General features: G+C 29.9%; 14 protein-coding genes and 1 pseudogene. 3 read left to right on the forward strand and 12 right to left on the reverse strand.

Annotation, left to right across the window (positions count from 1 at the left end; genetic code table 11):
- A pseudogene (locus ACTG3V_RS09135) lies at positions 1-1,067 on the forward strand (LysM peptidoglycan-binding domain-containing protein); the annotation flags it as partial.
- A gap of 44 nt (positions 1,068-1,111) precedes the next feature.
- Here ACTG3V_RS09135 and ACTG3V_RS09140 read toward each other — a convergent pair.
- The 3 genes from ACTG3V_RS09140 to ccsA all read right to left on the reverse strand — a co-directional run bounded on the left by ACTG3V_RS09140 (position 1,112) and on the right by ccsA (position 5,476).
- Positions 1,112-1,564: a hypothetical protein gene (locus ACTG3V_RS09140; RefSeq protein WP_439131858.1), complete on the reverse strand. Its 453-nt coding sequence runs from the start codon at positions 1,562-1,564 to the stop codon at positions 1,112-1,114.
- A 108-nt stretch (positions 1,565-1,672) separates the two neighbouring features.
- Positions 1,673-2,188 (reverse strand): DUF2892 domain-containing protein, encoded by a 516-nt coding sequence (locus tag ACTG3V_RS09145; RefSeq protein WP_439131859.1) that lies wholly within the window; start codon positions 2,186-2,188, stop codon positions 1,673-1,675.
- Between the two features lie 84 nt (positions 2,189-2,272).
- Positions 2,273-5,476, reverse strand: coding sequence for a cytochrome c biogenesis protein CcsA (gene ccsA, locus ACTG3V_RS09150; protein WP_439131860.1), 3,204 nt, complete (start codon positions 5,474-5,476; stop codon positions 2,273-2,275).
- 110 nt (positions 5,477-5,586) lie between these two features.
- Here ccsA and ACTG3V_RS09155 point away from each other — a divergent pair, with 110 nt between their 5' ends.
- Positions 5,587-6,153 (forward strand): hypothetical protein, encoded by a 567-nt coding sequence (locus ACTG3V_RS09155; protein WP_439131861.1) that lies wholly within the window; start codon positions 5,587-5,589, stop codon positions 6,151-6,153.
- Here ACTG3V_RS09155 and ACTG3V_RS09160 read toward each other — a convergent pair.
- From ACTG3V_RS09160 to ACTG3V_RS09175, 4 genes are all read right to left on the reverse strand, one after another.
- Positions 6,148-6,924: a TIGR03915 family putative DNA repair protein gene (locus tag ACTG3V_RS09160; RefSeq protein WP_439131862.1), complete on the reverse strand. Its 777-nt coding sequence runs from the start codon at positions 6,922-6,924 to the stop codon at positions 6,148-6,150. The two genes, ACTG3V_RS09155 and ACTG3V_RS09160, sit on opposite strands and share 6 nt — an antisense overlap.
- Before the next feature lie 56 nt (positions 6,925-6,980).
- On the reverse strand, positions 6,981-8,243 hold the full coding sequence (locus ACTG3V_RS09165; RefSeq protein ID WP_439131863.1) for a putative DNA modification/repair radical SAM protein: 1,263 nt from the start codon (positions 8,241-8,243) through the stop codon (positions 6,981-6,983).
- 159 nt (positions 8,244-8,402) lie between these two features.
- Positions 8,403-8,888 carry a DUF892 family protein gene (locus ACTG3V_RS09170; RefSeq protein ID WP_439131864.1) on the reverse strand — a complete coding sequence of 162 codons (486 nt, stop codon included), beginning with the start codon at positions 8,886-8,888 and terminating at the stop codon, positions 8,403-8,405.
- Positions 8,889-9,007: 119 nt separating this feature from the next.
- Positions 9,008-10,525: a GH3 family domain-containing protein gene (locus ACTG3V_RS09175; protein ID WP_439131865.1), complete on the reverse strand. Its 1,518-nt coding sequence runs from the start codon at positions 10,523-10,525 to the stop codon at positions 9,008-9,010.
- A 168-nt stretch (positions 10,526-10,693) separates the two neighbouring features.
- Here ACTG3V_RS09175 and ACTG3V_RS09180 point away from each other — a divergent pair, with 168 nt between their 5' ends.
- Complete coding sequence (locus ACTG3V_RS09180) at positions 10,694-11,023, forward strand: hypothetical protein (protein WP_439131866.1); 330 nt, start codon at positions 10,694-10,696, stop codon at positions 11,021-11,023.
- 65 nt (positions 11,024-11,088) lie between these two features.
- On the opposite strand, the gene ACTG3V_RS09185 is transcribed toward ACTG3V_RS09180, so the two are convergent.
- From ACTG3V_RS09185 to udk, 5 genes are all read right to left on the reverse strand, one after another.
- The gene (locus ACTG3V_RS09185) at positions 11,089-11,262 is read right to left on the reverse strand and encodes a hypothetical protein (RefSeq protein ID WP_439131867.1); all 174 of its coding nucleotides are present in this window, start codon (positions 11,260-11,262) and stop codon (positions 11,089-11,091) included.
- A gap of 345 nt (positions 11,263-11,607) precedes the next feature.
- Positions 11,608-13,671, reverse strand: coding sequence for a methylmalonyl-CoA mutase (scpA, locus tag ACTG3V_RS09190; protein ID WP_439131868.1), 2,064 nt, complete (start codon positions 13,669-13,671; stop codon positions 11,608-11,610).
- Complete coding sequence (locus ACTG3V_RS09195) at positions 13,664-15,010, reverse strand: methylmalonyl-CoA mutase subunit beta (protein ID WP_439131869.1); 1,347 nt, start codon at positions 15,008-15,010, stop codon at positions 13,664-13,666. Before ACTG3V_RS09195 ends, scpA begins: the two co-directional genes overlap by 8 nt.
- Positions 15,010-15,327 (reverse strand): FtsB family cell division protein, encoded by a 318-nt coding sequence (locus ACTG3V_RS09200; RefSeq protein WP_439131870.1) that lies wholly within the window; start codon positions 15,325-15,327, stop codon positions 15,010-15,012. The genes ACTG3V_RS09195 and ACTG3V_RS09200 overlap by 1 nt, the downstream gene beginning before the upstream one ends.
- Positions 15,328-15,338: 11 nt before the next feature.
- Entirely contained in the window at positions 15,339-15,944 is a 606-nt protein-coding gene (gene udk / locus ACTG3V_RS09205; RefSeq protein WP_439131871.1) for a uridine kinase, read from the reverse strand.
- Positions 15,945-15,953 lie beyond the last annotated feature (9 nt).

Here is a 15,953-nt window from a genome sequence, read left to right on the forward strand (position 1 = left end):
CACTTTTGCTAAAAGAAATTTTTGCAAATAACTCAACTTTGGTAAATATTGCTACCGATTTTTATTTAGGGGCAGAAATGGCTGTAGATTCTTTGAGAAATCAAGGCGCAAAAATACAGTTTTCTGCTTTTGATACTGGTGATAGAAGATCAAATGAAATTAATAATATTATTGCTCAAAATAATTTGAATGATAATGATGTAGTCATTGGTCCTTTGTATTCAGAAGAAGTGACCACTTTAGCATCTCAAGTAAGTATTCCTGTAGTTTATCCTGTATATTCTAGTGATCAAGCTAATTTTACAGCATCTAATATCATAAAAACATCACCAGAGAAAAAAGTATTCAGAGAAGAGTTAGAAAGGTATATTATTAACAAGTTTAACAGAATTGATACCCTTTTTACAGATTCAATTGTAAATCAAAATATACTTCAAAAGGGCAATATTATAATTGTTAGTGATAATGATGCAAATGCAATTGAAACCAGTAAGTCTATGCAATCTAATTTAACCATTAATACAACTGCTAGCGTTCATATTTTACAGCCAGAAGAAGGTTATATTGCCAAGACTCGGTTTTTAGAATTATTAAAACCTAATGAAAAAAATTGGGTAATTATTACAACTGATGATTTACTTATTGTAAATGATGTTATTAACAGTATGATTAGTTTGCCTGAAGAAACTACTGCAAAAGTATTTACCTTCGATAAAGGGCGTGTTTATGATAAAATTGACAATACCAAATTGGCTAAAATTGGCTTTACTTATGTAAGCGATGAGTTTATTGATGAAAACTCCCAGAACGCACAATTATTTAGTAAACAATATCAAGAAAAAAATAACGCATTGCCATCTTTTTATGCTATTAAAGGTTTTGATATTACTTATGATATTTTAATGAGATTAGCATCCGGAAATGATTTAAAATCTACTTTAGATGCAGGAGTTTCAAGACGTATCGAAACTAAATTCGATTATAGAAATAGTGCATATATTTCAGAAAATAAAGGCTTATTTATTGTACAGTACAATGAAGATTTAACATTAACTCGCTTAAAGTAATTGCAGTATTGGTTGTAAGATTTTGGTTTTTAGAAACTAAGATTTTATTCAACTATTTTAATTTCATATCGTTTAGAATTCACACGCTTAAATAATTTAGCAATACTATCTTTTTGGGTAATTACTTTAATATGGTTTCCATTTGTAGTTATTTTTAATTTTTTAAGGTTTTCAGATAATAAGTTTCTTTTATATTCAGATTTAGGACTATAATTTCCAATCCAACCTATTTTAATAAATTGTCCACTTTGTAAACTACAAATTACAAATTTTTTATTCAAATCTATACTCAGTTCTGAATTTTGAACTTTTTTTAGTTTCGATAACCAATTGAGTTCCATTATTTCTGGGTTAGAAATAAACCCACCATAATTAGCTATTTCTTTAAATTCATATTCAATAGTAATCATTTTAGTGCTGTTATTAACTATAAAAAAATCTGTTTTTATAGAACAACTCATTAAAATAAAAAGTAGCATTAAAATAATTTTTTTCATTTGTTGAGTATTTAAATTTAAAAAAAGAATAAGATAAAGCATTAACAAAAAAAATCCGCATTAAGCGGATTTTTAAAATTTATAAAATTTAAGAGAAAAGAGTAAAACTTAGATTTTTTTCATCTGTTGTTTCATCATTTGCATTTGTTCTTTTAACATTCCGTGTTTATCTAATTTTTTAGCTTCTGCCATTAAATTAGTAGCTTCACGCTTGCGTCTTTTTGTCATTGCAATACCTGCTAATTGTAATTTGGCCATTGCCAAATCATGATCCATAGATAAGCCTAAACGAACCGCTTTGCGTAGAAATTTTTCAGCTTGAGTTATATTGGTTTGGCTCAACATAATTCCGTGTAAATAATTATAATATCCTTGTTGCTTTGTTATCAAAGCAGCTTCAGGGTTTTTAATATAACCCAACCATTTTTGAGCAGCAGGAAAGTTTTGTTTACGTAATTGAAGAAAAGCTAATAAAATAAATTCATTTTTAAAATACAATAACACAAAAATACCAGCTAATAATATAATGGAAATACCATTCATAATATTTACTTGACTAAATTCATAAATTGCCCAAACTGTTAATAAACCTGCTAAAATTAATTTTATATTTTTATTGAACATTGTTCTATTTTTTTATTGATGCGCAAAAATACATTTTCTTTGTATAAATACCTACATGGTTTTTAAATCCTTATACCAATACTTTTATTTTTTATAGTATTTCTTGTATTTAAACCAAGATAATGTTCCTAAAACTGCAACAAAACCAATAGAATAATATACCGAAGATGGTGTAATTACGCGATCTCCACTAGCATATGAATGTAAACCAGCCAAATAAAAGTTAACTCCAAAATAGGTCATCATAATAGAGGCGTATGCAATAATGGTCCATAAGTTAAAGGTGTATTTTCCTCGTAAACCAGGAATCAAACGCATATGAAGTACAAAAGCATAAATCATAATAGAAATTAATGCCCAAGTTTCTTTAGGATCCCAACCCCAATATCTTCCCCAGCTTTCGTTAGCCCACATACCACCTAAAAAGTTTCCAATGGTTAACATTACTAAACCAACAGTAACTGCCATTTCATTAATTATGGTAATTTCTTTAATATTAAGATCCATTTTCTTTTTATTGTTCTTGTTGGTAAATAAAATTAAAAAGAGAGAGAATACTCCTAAAATCATACCTAAAGTTAAAGGCCCATAACTGGCCACAATAATAGAAACATGTACCAATAACCACCAAGAATTTAATACTGGTTGTAAATTAGCAATTTCAGGATCAAGCCAATTCATGTTGGCTACAAATAAAATAATTGAAGCTACAAAAGTAGTAGCTGTGATGGTTAATGCAGATTTTTTACCTAAATACAATCCAAATAACATGGTTGTCCAGGCTACATAAATTATAGATTCGTAGGCGTTACTCCAAGGAGCATTTCCACTAATATACCATCTTGCAATTAAACCAGCTGTGTGTAAAACAAATAAAGCAACAACTATGGCAATGGCAAATTTCACGGCTATATTTAGCCATTTCTTATCACTAAATATTTGAGAAATTACAAAAACTAATAAAAATAAACTGGCTAAACCATAATAACGAACCAATTTCTTAAAAACACTAAATTTGTTGTAGGCAATCTCTACCTCGATTTTTTTGTCAGATGGATAAACTGCTGCACCAAATTTCTTTTGATATTTTTTAATACCGTCTAAAACCTGATTTGCTTTAGAGTAATCTCCTGTTTTTTTGGCAGTTTGTAACAACTGCACATAAAGTGGCAGCGATTTTTGTACAAAAACGGTATCCTGATCTCTAAAACCTTTTGTGGTTGTGGTTTCAGGCTGTGAAACCCATTTGTTATTTTCATCATTTGGTATTGGGTAAATTTTTAAAATACCACCTCCAATTGCATTGTAAAGCAAGCCTAATCGTCTATCTATTTTTATAATATCTTGCTCAAATTTATTTTGAATCTTTTTTTTCTGTGCTTCTTCAATTTGTTTTTTAATTCTGTATTCTCCACGAGCAGTAAAAAAATCGGATAAACGTGCATATTTAATGGTATCAGCAACACCTAATTGATTTCTAATTTCTAGATTTCCTTTTTCTAAATAAATCATTGGTACTTCATACCAAAGTCTTGGGTTTTCTATAATTGATAGTAAAACCTGGCTAGGTTTCATATCATTAAAATTTTCTGTTTGTGCAACTTTACGCACTAATTCTGATGCAAAGGTATGTGCTGGTTTCATTCTACCTCCAGCATCTTGAATAATTAATTTACTAAAACTTTCTGCGTGCTCAGCTGCAACTAAATTTGCTTTTAGTATAGAATCTATCTGTTGATTACCAACTCTTGTAACAGGTAAAGCTGGGTGTGGTGCTGCAGTATTTGTTGTTTGTGCAGGTTCATGAGTATGATTAGGATCACTATGGTCGTGATCATGTTCTTGAGCAAAAAGAAAACTACTTGCAAGTAATAACGTTATCATTGATAGCGTTTTTTTCTTTTCACGAATCTTTTTTAGTGAATTTTTTAAACTATCAAAACGTGTATATTTTGCAAAGAAAATCGTAATCATACCTGTGTATAAAAGTGAGTATCCTAAATAAGTAATAAAAGTTCCCCACCAATCATGGTTTACAGACAAATGCGTTTGTTCTCTTTCGCCAGATAAATCGTAACTAGACTGGAAAAATTTATATCCTTTATGGTCTAAAATATGATTCATAAAAATACGATAATCAAATTTTTCATCTTTATCAATTACAGTAACTTCACTAGCATAAGAAGCTGCGCTCTCTGAACCTGGATATTTCTCTAATTGAAAATCATTTAATTTAATACTAAAAGGCGCTTTTAAAATTTTGGCACCATACCACATTCTAAAATTTAACCCATCAACAGAAAATTCTTTTGCATTATCGTTATTAAATTTACCTCCCGAAAGTGAAACTCTTTTGGTTTCGTTTTCTGTTTTAACATCCAAAACAATTACATCTAATTTTTTGTCATCTTTTGGGCCACGAATTACTTCCATTTTTCCTTTTGATGGATATTGAGGCACAACAAAAGGCAAACCAGCAACATTATACAAGGCTCTTAACTTAAAATCTTGAACACTATCTTTTTTTATGGTTCCTTTGTTCATAGTTGCCATAACCTGATACATACCATCAGATTTTGTGCTAATTTTTAAAGAATCATTTCTTTTAAAAATGTTGATAGACGCATTGTTATCAGCATTATTATACCCCACTAAAATATTATGAATATTTTGAACTGTACCAGATTTTATAAGATGTTCATGTCTGTTTCCACTTGAAGATTCCACAAGAAATAAATATTCATCTCCAGTATCACTTTCAGTAAATTTCTCTTCTGCCCAAGGAATATAATCAACTAAATTAACCTCATAATTTTTTCCTTTAAAATCATCTGAAAAACTCCATGAATTAGCACCCCAAGCACTCAATAAAATTGGTTCGTGCTTTGTTTTTTGTACTTCATTATTATCAACAATAACATTTACATAAGTAGTTTCAGATAAAAAGGTATTGGTTGTTTCACCTTCATCAATTAACATAATGCCTTCATAACCAATGTATCTAGTAACTCCAGCCCCAATAATGATAAATAAAAATGCCAAGTGAAACATAAGCACAGGCCATTTTTCTTTTCTCAATAATTTGTATCTAAAAATATTACCAAAAAAATTGATAATAAAGAAAATCATAATAGTTTCAAACCACCAAGAATTATACACAAGCGCTTTAGAGGTTTGGGTACCAAAGTCGTTTTCTATAAAGGTAGCAACGCCCATTGCAATTGCAAATAGAAAAAACAAAACAGCCATTAAGCGCGTAGAATATAGAAAATTAAGAAAATTTTTCATCAAAAAAAGTACTTTTAAAAGAGCAACAAATTTAAGTATAAAAGCACAAATTTAAGGATGGTTTCCATTATATTTCTGTATTAAGAATAGTTAAAAATTACACAAAATATATGCAAAAGAAACACATTATACCCAAACCTATAAAATATAGAGTTGAATTCGCATTGGCTCATTATCCAGAGTTGAACGATGTTCATATAGAATTTAAAATCAAGAAAAACATTAAAAAATCTACAATGCAGGCAAGACCTACTTTTGATAGCTTTTTTAAACCTAAAAAAGAACGGAAATTTTTAATATTAATAAGTGATAAATTTAAAATATCGGATAAAAAATTCTCAACTTTAGACATTCCTAATGATATTTTTATTGGTTGGATTGGTCATGAGTTGGGGCATATTATGGATTATCAAAATCGAAATAGATGGAATTTAATTTGGTTCGGAATTAAATACTTATTTTCAGAAAATCATATTGTAGAAGCAGAGAGAGTTGCAGATCGTTTTGCAATTGAACATAATATGGAAGATTATATTTTAAAAACAAAAAACTTTATATTAAACCATGCAGATATTTCTGAAGTTTATAAAAATAGAATGAAGCGTTATTATTTATCTCCTGAAGAAATAATGTTTTTGGTTAAAGAGCGCGATAAGATGAAAGAAGCTTTACTATAAATTCGGTTGTTTTTCGCTTAAATATTTCCAATATCGTTTGGGAATATGGTTGATATGTAATTTCATATTTTTTCGTTCTTTAATGTTAGTGCTTTCAAAGTAATCTTTCCAAAGTTTTTGAAATTTCAACTCTTCATCAGTAAAATAATTTGTATCGGTTTTTGTAAAATCGAAATTACTAGGAAAACTCATGTTAACGAACTCTAGAGTCTGTAAATCATAAAATAATCCGTAATTTCTTTTGATGTCGAAAATTACCCATTTTTGATCTGCATACCTACTTTTAAAATGTTTTGCAATTAAAGGCAGTACATTAAAATCAGGCGCAATATTAGCAAAGTAAATGTTGTCTTTTGTTAATTTAAAACGTACAAAAGCTTCCATTCTGTGTTTTTCTCTACTCACATTTTTGGCAATTTGTGTTACTTTTAAAATACTTGGATGCGTAAAATCAGTATCTACTCTTTTTTGGTGTTTAAAAATATATTGAATGTAATTTAATAACATATTTTCCACACTTTCTTGTTCACTTAAGAAAGCGTAATATATTTTGGCAGAGGTACGTGTAGAAGTTTTACTTTTTATGCCTTTCCAAACTCTGTCTGCCTTTATAAAATCTGTAATAATTTTTTCATTTTCAGAAAATAATCCGCTTTGTTTTACAAATTCATTTTGAATAGTTGCGTTTTTGACTTTGTATTCAAAAACAAAAAAAACACAGGATAAGAATCCTTCAAAAGTACCATCGTAGATTAGTGTTTTTTCTTGCATTTTATTCTTTTCAGACCTTTTAGGTTTTAAAAACCGGAAAGGTATTTTGCACTTTATTATTCAAACAAATTTAATTGCGGACTTAATATTTTCTCGTATTTGCTTTTTGAGTTTTGTAAAATTAGTCCTTTTAATTGAGTCGCTGTTAAATCTCTTCTTTCAAATAATGGACTATCACAAACTATAAAATATTGTGCTCTGTTGAATGCAATCCCTATTTTTTTAAGGTGATCCCAATTTAATCTTCTGTATTTTCTAGCCATTAAGATTTTGCCCACAGATTTCATGCCTACACCAGGAATTCTTGCTAACATTCGTTTGCTGGCTTTGTTTACATCTATTGGAAACTCATGTAAATTGCGTAAAGCCCAACTCAACTTTGGATCGATATCTAAATCTAAATTTTGATGATTTAAGTTCACAATTTCATTAGTTTGAAAACCATAAAATCGTGTTAACCAATCTGATTGATACAATCTGTTTTCACGTAACATGGGTACTTCACTACCAATTTTTGGTAATCTATCATCAAAAGAAATGGGTACATAACCAGAGTAATAGACTCTTTTTAAATGAAAGTTTTTGTAATAATGTTCTGCAGTTTTTAGAATTTGAAAATCATTTTCGCCACTTGCACCCACTATCATTTGCGTGCTTTGACCTGCAGGTGCATATTTTGGAGTACTTTTTATAATTTTCTTTTCGGCTTTATATTGTATAATTTCATTTTTGACCTTATCCATAGGTTTGATAAAATCTTCAAAATTTTTATCTGGCGCTAATAATTGCAGTCCAGATTTAGTGGGGATTTCTATGTTTACACTTAATCGATCAGCATACAAACCAGCTTCGCGCATCAATTCATCTGAAGCTCCTGGAATGGATTTTAAATGGATGTAACCATTAAAATTCTCTTCCACACGTAATTTTTTGGCAACAGCGACCAAACGTTCCATAGTAAAATCTGCATTTTTAAAAATACCAGAGCTTAAAAATAAGCCTTCAATATAATTTCTACGATAAAAATTGATGGTTAAATCAACTACTTCTTGCACTTGAAAGGCTGCTCTTTTAACATCGTTACTTTTTCTGGTAACACAATAGGCACAATCGAAAATACAATGATTGGTTAATAAAATCTTTAATAGTGAAACACATCTACCATCTTCTGTATAGGAATGGCAAATGCCCATTGCTGATGCATTTCCTAAACCTTTATTTTTGTTGTTTCGCTTACTGCCACTTGACGAACAAGAAACATCGTATTTAGCAGCATCTGCTAAAATTTTAAGTTTCTCTAAAGTGCGTTCAAATGACATAAGTTGTTGGTATTTATTGTTTTAATTTAGTAGTGATTCGTCAAAAACAAAAATTCAAATTAATAAATTAAACGCATGAAATTGACATTATTTATAATTCTTTTCAACAAAAAAACCGATTCAGCTGTAGAATCGGTTTTAGAATTACTTTTGTAAATACTAGGCTAAAGCTTCTTCATTAATTCTTTTTTCTGCCATTTGCCCTAAACTTTTATCTACAACATATTTATAATTTAAAATTTCTTGTAGCTTTTCTGCAGCAGCATTTTCGCCAATTTCTTTTGCAAACCGAACTGCTGTGCCATAACCAGAAATTTCGTAATGCATTATTCTTTGAACTCTAGCAATAATTGCGGCATCCATAACTTCTTTATTTGCATCATGACTTAACATTCCTTCGCATTCGTTAATTAAGCCTTCCATAGCTTGACATTTTGTGTTTCTTGGGTTAGAATTTAGTTCATCACAAATAGATTGAATCATTTCATAATGATCAGAAATTTTTTCTGAATATTTTTTTAGGAAGATTTTTAAAGTATCATCTGTTGTGGCATTTATCATATTTGGAAAAGCATTTGTTAATTGTTTTTCAGCTGAATATAAATCGTGTATTTCATGTTTAAATAAGTCTCTTAAAGTGTTCATTATTAGATTTTTTTAAATTAATATTACTTCAATATAACTTTATAACTTGCATTTTATGTGCTATAATAATGTAATTATTTGTTTGTTTGCTAAAATTTGTTGTTATAAAAACCTTGAAATTAATTTACAAAAGCTTCCCACTTTTTAAATTTCTTTTCTTTCATAACACGTTCCATTTTTACTTGCCCTCCTTTTTTCTTGTTTTGATCATTCCAATCATAAAACTTCTCTACAGGAATAATCTTTACTTTTACTCCCTTTAAAGCCTTACTTCTTGCAACTTTGTAATTTTTATTGGCTTTCTTTAGTGAATCATCTAAGGCTTGTGCCACTTCAGTTTCATTGGCGTTTACATCTGTACCCAAGTACCAAGAATGATAAAACTCGCCATCATCAAATCGTTTTGCACAAATGGTGTATTCAGAGATTTTGGTAGAGAATTTTTCTTCTAAATGTTTGATAGCATCATCCATTTTATTAACTGATAATTGTGAGCCCACAGTATTTAAAAAGAATTTGGTTCTTCCAGTAATTTTTATTTCTGCTTTTTCAACGTTGGTGAATTTTATGGTATCACCAATTAAGTAACGCCAAGCTCCAGAAACTGTACTGATAATTAAAATATAATCTTTCTCTGGCTCAACATCTTTTATGGAAATTGAAGGTGCGTTTTTCTTTAAAGAACCATCAGGTTTTATATAATCTGGATGCATAGGTACAAATTCAAAATAAATTCCATTATCTGTATTTAATTGCATGGCATCCGTTTCTGGTCTTATTTGTGTTGCTATGTAACCTTCAGAAGCCAGGTAGGTATCAATAACTGTAACTGGTTTTCCCAAAAGTGCTTTAAAACTTTTTTCATAAGGCCCAAAAGCAACACCACCAGAAGTATATACTTTTAAGTTTGGCCAAATTTCATGGATATTGTTTAAATTGTGGTATTTTATGACTTCTTTAAGCATCAATTCTATCCAAGCAGGAATTCCGCTTAAAGCACCAATATCCCAATTTTTTGCATTTTTAGCAATATGCAAAACACGTTCGTCCCAATCGTCAATTTTGGCGATATTTTCGCCAGGTTTATAATAACCTTTAAACCAAAAAGGAATATTGCTAGCGCTAATTCCGCTAATTTCTCCCTCTAAATGGTTGTTGTTTTCTTGCAAATCTGTTGAGCTTCCCAACATCATAATTTCTTTTTCAAAAAAATCTGCTGGTAAATCAAAATTATTTAAAGACAAAATTTGTTTAGTTCCAGAGCTTTTAATAGCATCAATCATAGCGTCTGTTACAGGAATTTTTTTGCTTGTTTTACCTGTGGTTCCAGAACTTAATGCAAAATAAGAAGGTGAACCTGGCCAAGTTACATTGGTTTCTCCTTGATGTAATTTACTCCACCATTTTTTATTGATTTTATGATAATCAAAATAGGGAACTTCTTTGGCAAAAAACTGATGAAAATTGTCTTTTAGTAAAATGTTTTTAAAATGATACTTTTTACCAAATTGAGTTTCTTTTGCGGTTTCTAAAAGCTTTTTTAAAACTTTTTGTTGTGCTTCAATATGGTTTGTTTCTGTTGAAAGTGAGTCAGCTACATTAATGACTCCTTTTATAAGGTTTCCTAAAATATTCATAATTGTTGGTTTTTATGTAAAGATGCTTATTTTACTCAATGTTCATTAACCTTATTACAATAAAAGTTAATGCATTTCATTAGTTTTTAAAATCTTTAGGCATCATTTTTATGTATAGTATTTGTTTCTTTAACCAGTTTTTTTTATTTTATAAGGAAATTAAAAATTATGAGAAATACACCAAATGTTTTAGAATTGATAAAAAAATATCAAGCCAAAGGTTATGTAGATAACTTTAGAATTGAAAATAATACATTAATAGATGTAATCAGTAAGCTTGAATATTCACCAAAGGAAATTCATATTGTTGCTGAACATAGATTTGAGGGGATGAGCAACCCTGCTGATATGTCAATTTTATACATCATCAAAATAGGAAATGAAATTAAAGGCACATTTTTAGCCTCTTATGGTTCTGTTGCAGATACAGAGGCAGCTGAGTTTTTTAATGAAATACCACAAGAAAATGTATCTAATTCTGAAAATATTTTAAATTAAATATAATGTGGTTTTTTGTCGTATAAAAATGATACTTTTCACTTTACATCAAATCATTTAAAGAATTATTTTTTATTTTTTTCATGATGGTTAAAGTAAGTGGTACCCATTAGTACTATACCAATTAAAATACTGTAATAATAAATACTTAGATTTTTTCCACTAAACATTTGGTAAATACCAGCAATTATGGCTAAAGCACCTAAACTCATTAATAAATAATACGTTACTTTTTTCATATATTGATTTTTTTAAGAGCTATTGCCTATTATACTTTTTTAAAGTAGAGTTTTTCATTGTTGAGTTGTTTACTCAAATATACTGAAAAATGTAGCGACTCGTTTTTATCTTTAAGGACATAATTTTTTATAGATTCGCTAAGGTTTTTGTTTATGTTACATTTGGTGGTATTAACATTAAATTTAGTAAATAGCTACAGAATCGAAAAATTGATGCTTATATCACAAAGGATAGGAAGTCTCTGAGGAAAATGATTGAGCCCTTAAGAAAGTCAAGCAATTTAAACTTTGAGTTTATTGATTTAACCTTTCCTCTTAATAATAAATTAGGAAGATTGTTTTAAACTACTCTACAACACTATCAATCAAAATGGTAATCAAATCAATAGCAGCTTGTGCAATTCTTGTACCTGGACCAAAAACACCAACAGCACCAGCATCAAATAAATATTGATAATCTTGTGCAGGTATTACACCACCTACAATAACCATAATATCTTCTCGACCGTATTTTTTAAGTTCAGCAATTACTTGAGGTACTAAGGTTTTATGACCAGCAGCTAACGAAGAAATTCCTAAAATATGTACATCATTCTCAACAGCTTGTTTGGTAGCTTCTTGTGGTGTTTGAAACAATGGACCAATATCTACATCAAAACCTAAATCTGCATATCCTGTAGCCACTACTTTTGCACCTCTATCATGACCATCTTGCCCTAATTTGGCAATCATAATTCTTGGCCTTCTACCTTCTAATGCTGCAAATTTATCAGCTAATTCAGTTGCTTTTTTAAATAATTTATCGTCTTTAATTTCTTTACTATACACCCCAGAAATGGTTTTAGTTACAGCTTTATGTCTGCCAAAAATTGTTTCTAAAGCATCAGAAATTTCACCTAAAGTAGCTCTATTTCTTGCAGCTTTAACAGCCAAGTCTAATAAATTTTCTTTACCAGATTTTGCAGCATTGGTTAAATGTAGCAAACATTTTTCAACTTCTTTCTGATTTCTTTTAATCTTTAAATCATGTAATCTTTGAATCTGTGAATTACGAACAGCTTCATTATCTACCTCTAAGATATGCAAAGGATCTTCTTGTTTTAATTTGTATTTGTTTACACCAACAATTACATCTTGACCACTATCAATTTTTGCTTGCTTTTTAGCAGCAGCTTCTTCAATTCTTAACTTCGGAATTCCCTTTTCAATGGCTTTGGTCATACCTCCTAAATCTTCCACTTCCTGAATGAGTTCCCAAGCTTTGTTGGCAATACTTTCTGTCAATTGTTCAACGTGATAACTTCCAGCCCAGGGGTCTACAGTTTTGGTAACCTGAGTTTCTTCTTGCAGGTAAATCTGTGTGTTTCTTGCAATTCTTGCAGAAAAATCGGTAGGTAAAGCAATAGCTTCATCTAAAGCATTGGTGTGTAAACTTTGTGTACCACCAAATGCAGCAGCCATAGCTTCTATAGTTGTTCTAGCTACATTGTTAAAAGGATCTTGCTCTGTTAAAGACCAACCACTAGTTTGACAATGTGTTCTTAATGCTAAAGATTTTGGGTTTTTTGGATTGAATTGTTTTACAATTTTTGCCCATAACATTCTTGCTGCTCTTAACTTTGCAATTTCTGTAAAATGATTCATACCAATTGCCCAAAAAAAGGATAATCTTGGAGCAAAAGCATCAATATCCATACCTGCTTCTAAGCCTTTTTTGATGTATTCTAAACCATCTGCTAATGTGTATGCCAATTCAATTTCTGCTGTGGCTCCAGCTTCTTGCATGTGATATCCAGAAATAGAAATCGAATTGAATTTCGGCATATTTTTACTGGCATACTCAAAAATATCTGAAATAATTTTCATGGATGGAGCAGGAGGATAAATGTACGTATTACGTACCATAAACTCCTTTAAAATATCATTTTGTATGGTTCCAGATAATAAATTTGGAGTGACTCCTTGGTCTTCTGCAGCAACAATATAAAATGCTAAAATGGGTAAAACAGCCCCATTCATGGTCATTGAGACCGACATTTTATCCAAAGGAATTTGATTGAACAACACCTTCATGTCTTCTACAGAATCTATGGCAACACCAGCTTTACCAACATCACCTTGTACACGTTCATGATCGGAATCATAACCTCTGTGTGTAGCTAAATCAAAAGCTACAGATAACCCTTTTTGACCTGCTTCTAAATTTCTTCTATAAAAAGCATTACTTTCTTCTGCAGTAGAAAAGCCTGCATATTGTCTTATGGTCCAAGGTCTACGAACATACATTGTAGCATATGGGCCTCTTAAATTTGGGGCAATTCCAGCTATGAAATCTTCGTGGTTAAAGCTGTTGGCGGTTAGATTTTGGCTATTAGCTATTTTTATCTTGGAAACATCTTTTCTACTCATTGTCTAAACGTGTTTTTTCAACTGTTTCAGAAAGTCGTTTTCTAACAATTGGAGTGATTAATGTTTTAATATTTCTTTGTTTTACAAAAGGATATAATTCAAGGTTTTGTTTCATTTTATCGGCTGCATTTACTTGTAAATTTGTACCTAATAAAACAATTTCATTCAAATTAAATTTTTCTTCTTCTTTTGCAGCAGATTCTTTTATTTTTCTTTGGATGACTCCTTTTTTCAGTTGATGTAAAAATCCTCCACTTTTTTCAATTTGTTTAAAAATGCTTAGTGCATTTTCTGCCAATTGATTTGTAATAGCTTCAATATAATAAGCGCCATCAGCAAAGTTTTGAGCTCCTTCTAAGTAACTTTCATCTCGTAAAATTAACAATTGATTTCGAGCAATTCGTTCTCCAAATTCATTTGATTTATGATAAATTTCATCATAAGAAACATTAGAAATTGTATTTGAACCACCTAAAATAGCACTCATACATTCTGATGTTGTTCGCAGCATATTTACATTGTAATCATACAATGTTTTGTTGCGTAAACTAGGTTGGGTAAAAATATGAGCTTCTTTATGTTCAACTTCATACTCACTTAATAATGATTCCCATAAAATTCGAAAGGCTCTTAATTTTGCAATTTCAAAAAAGTAATTGCTACCAACAGCAAAATTAAATGAAATTTTAGAAGCCACTTCTTTACCAAAGTGATTTAAATATTCATTGGCATGTGCTAAAGTATAGGCCAGTTGTTGTGTGCAATTTGCTCCTGCATTCTGATATAAATCTGCAGTAACAGCAATACAGTTGTTTGAGTTTTTTACAATTTTTTCTAATTGATTATGGTCTTCTTTTAAGTTGCTAAACCAATTGCCATTTTCTGCTAAATTGCCAATAATGTCTGTTTGAATGTAGGTGTTTTCTGAATCACAAAACTCAGCTAATTCAATTTGAAAAGCTACATCTAAAAAGCTAAGCTGAAAATACAAAAGAGTTTTCCCTGGAAATCCTTTAAGAAGTGATTTTGGGTTAAATGGTTTTGAGGCTTTAAATTTTATGGTATTTGCGCCTCTTTGTAAAGCATTAAGGGCTAGTGAATTCGCTATTTTTTCATCATCGATAAATATAATTTGACAAATATTGAAGCTGGATTTGGAGGTTGGAATTGGTATGTTTTTTCTATCCTCCTTGGTGTAAAAAGGTTTTACAGTTATACCTTCATCAGTTTTCCAAAGTAAGGTTTCATTGTAATCTGCACCTTTTAAATCTACTTGAATTTTTTGTTTCCAAGCTGCTGGTGAAACTGCATCAAACTCATCAAATAGAAAATTATTCATTATTTTATGGTATCAAATTCAATAATATAAATGTCTTCGTTTTCTTTTTTCATTAAATATTTTTCTCTTGCAAAACGCTCTAACTCTAAAGAATCTTCGAGTTTTTTAATGGTTTCTTTATCTTTTTCAATTTTAGATTTGTAGAATGAAATGGTACTTTCTAAATCTTCAATTTCTTTGTCAAATTTACGATGTACTAGATACGAGTTTTCATCAAAAAAAAGCATCCATACAATAAAGGGAATTAAAATAATTACAAAAACATTCGTAATTAATTTAAATATAAAATTATTTTTTAAATCTTTAAAAAAGCTCATTCAGAGATTGTTTACAATCGTTCGTTTATTACACTTCTTACAATATCTATGGCTACAGTATTGTGCCTGTCATTAGGTATAATTATATCAGCAAAATTTTTAGTGGGTTCTATAAACTGTTGATGCATAGGTTTTAATGTGGTTTGATAACGAGTTAATACTTCATTTACATCTCTACCTCTTTCTGCTACATCTCTTTTTAATCGTCTAATTAAACGTTCATCAGTTTCAGCATGTACAAAAATTTTGATATCAAATAAATCTCTTAATTCTTCATTATTAAAAATTAAAATACCTTCTACAATAACCACTTTTCGTGGATGAGTTTTTAAGCTATCTTTCGTTCTATTATGCGTTACAAAAGAATAGATTGGCTGATGTATTGTTTTTCCTTTTTTAAGTTCTTTTAAATGTTTAATTAACAACTCAAAATCAATAGCTCTTGGGTGGTCGAAATTGATTTTTGTGCGTTCTTCGTAAGATAAATTGTCGGTAGCTTTGTAATATGAGTCTTGTGAAATGACACAAACTTCATCAGTAGGTAATTGTTTTACAATTTGATTGACAACTGTAGTTTTTCCACTTCCAGTACCACCTGCAATTCCTATAATTAGCATAACTTTTGA

The organism is Polaribacter sp. (assembly GCF_965660385.1).
GTDB lineage: Bacteria > Bacteroidota > Bacteroidia > Flavobacteriales > Flavobacteriaceae > Polaribacter.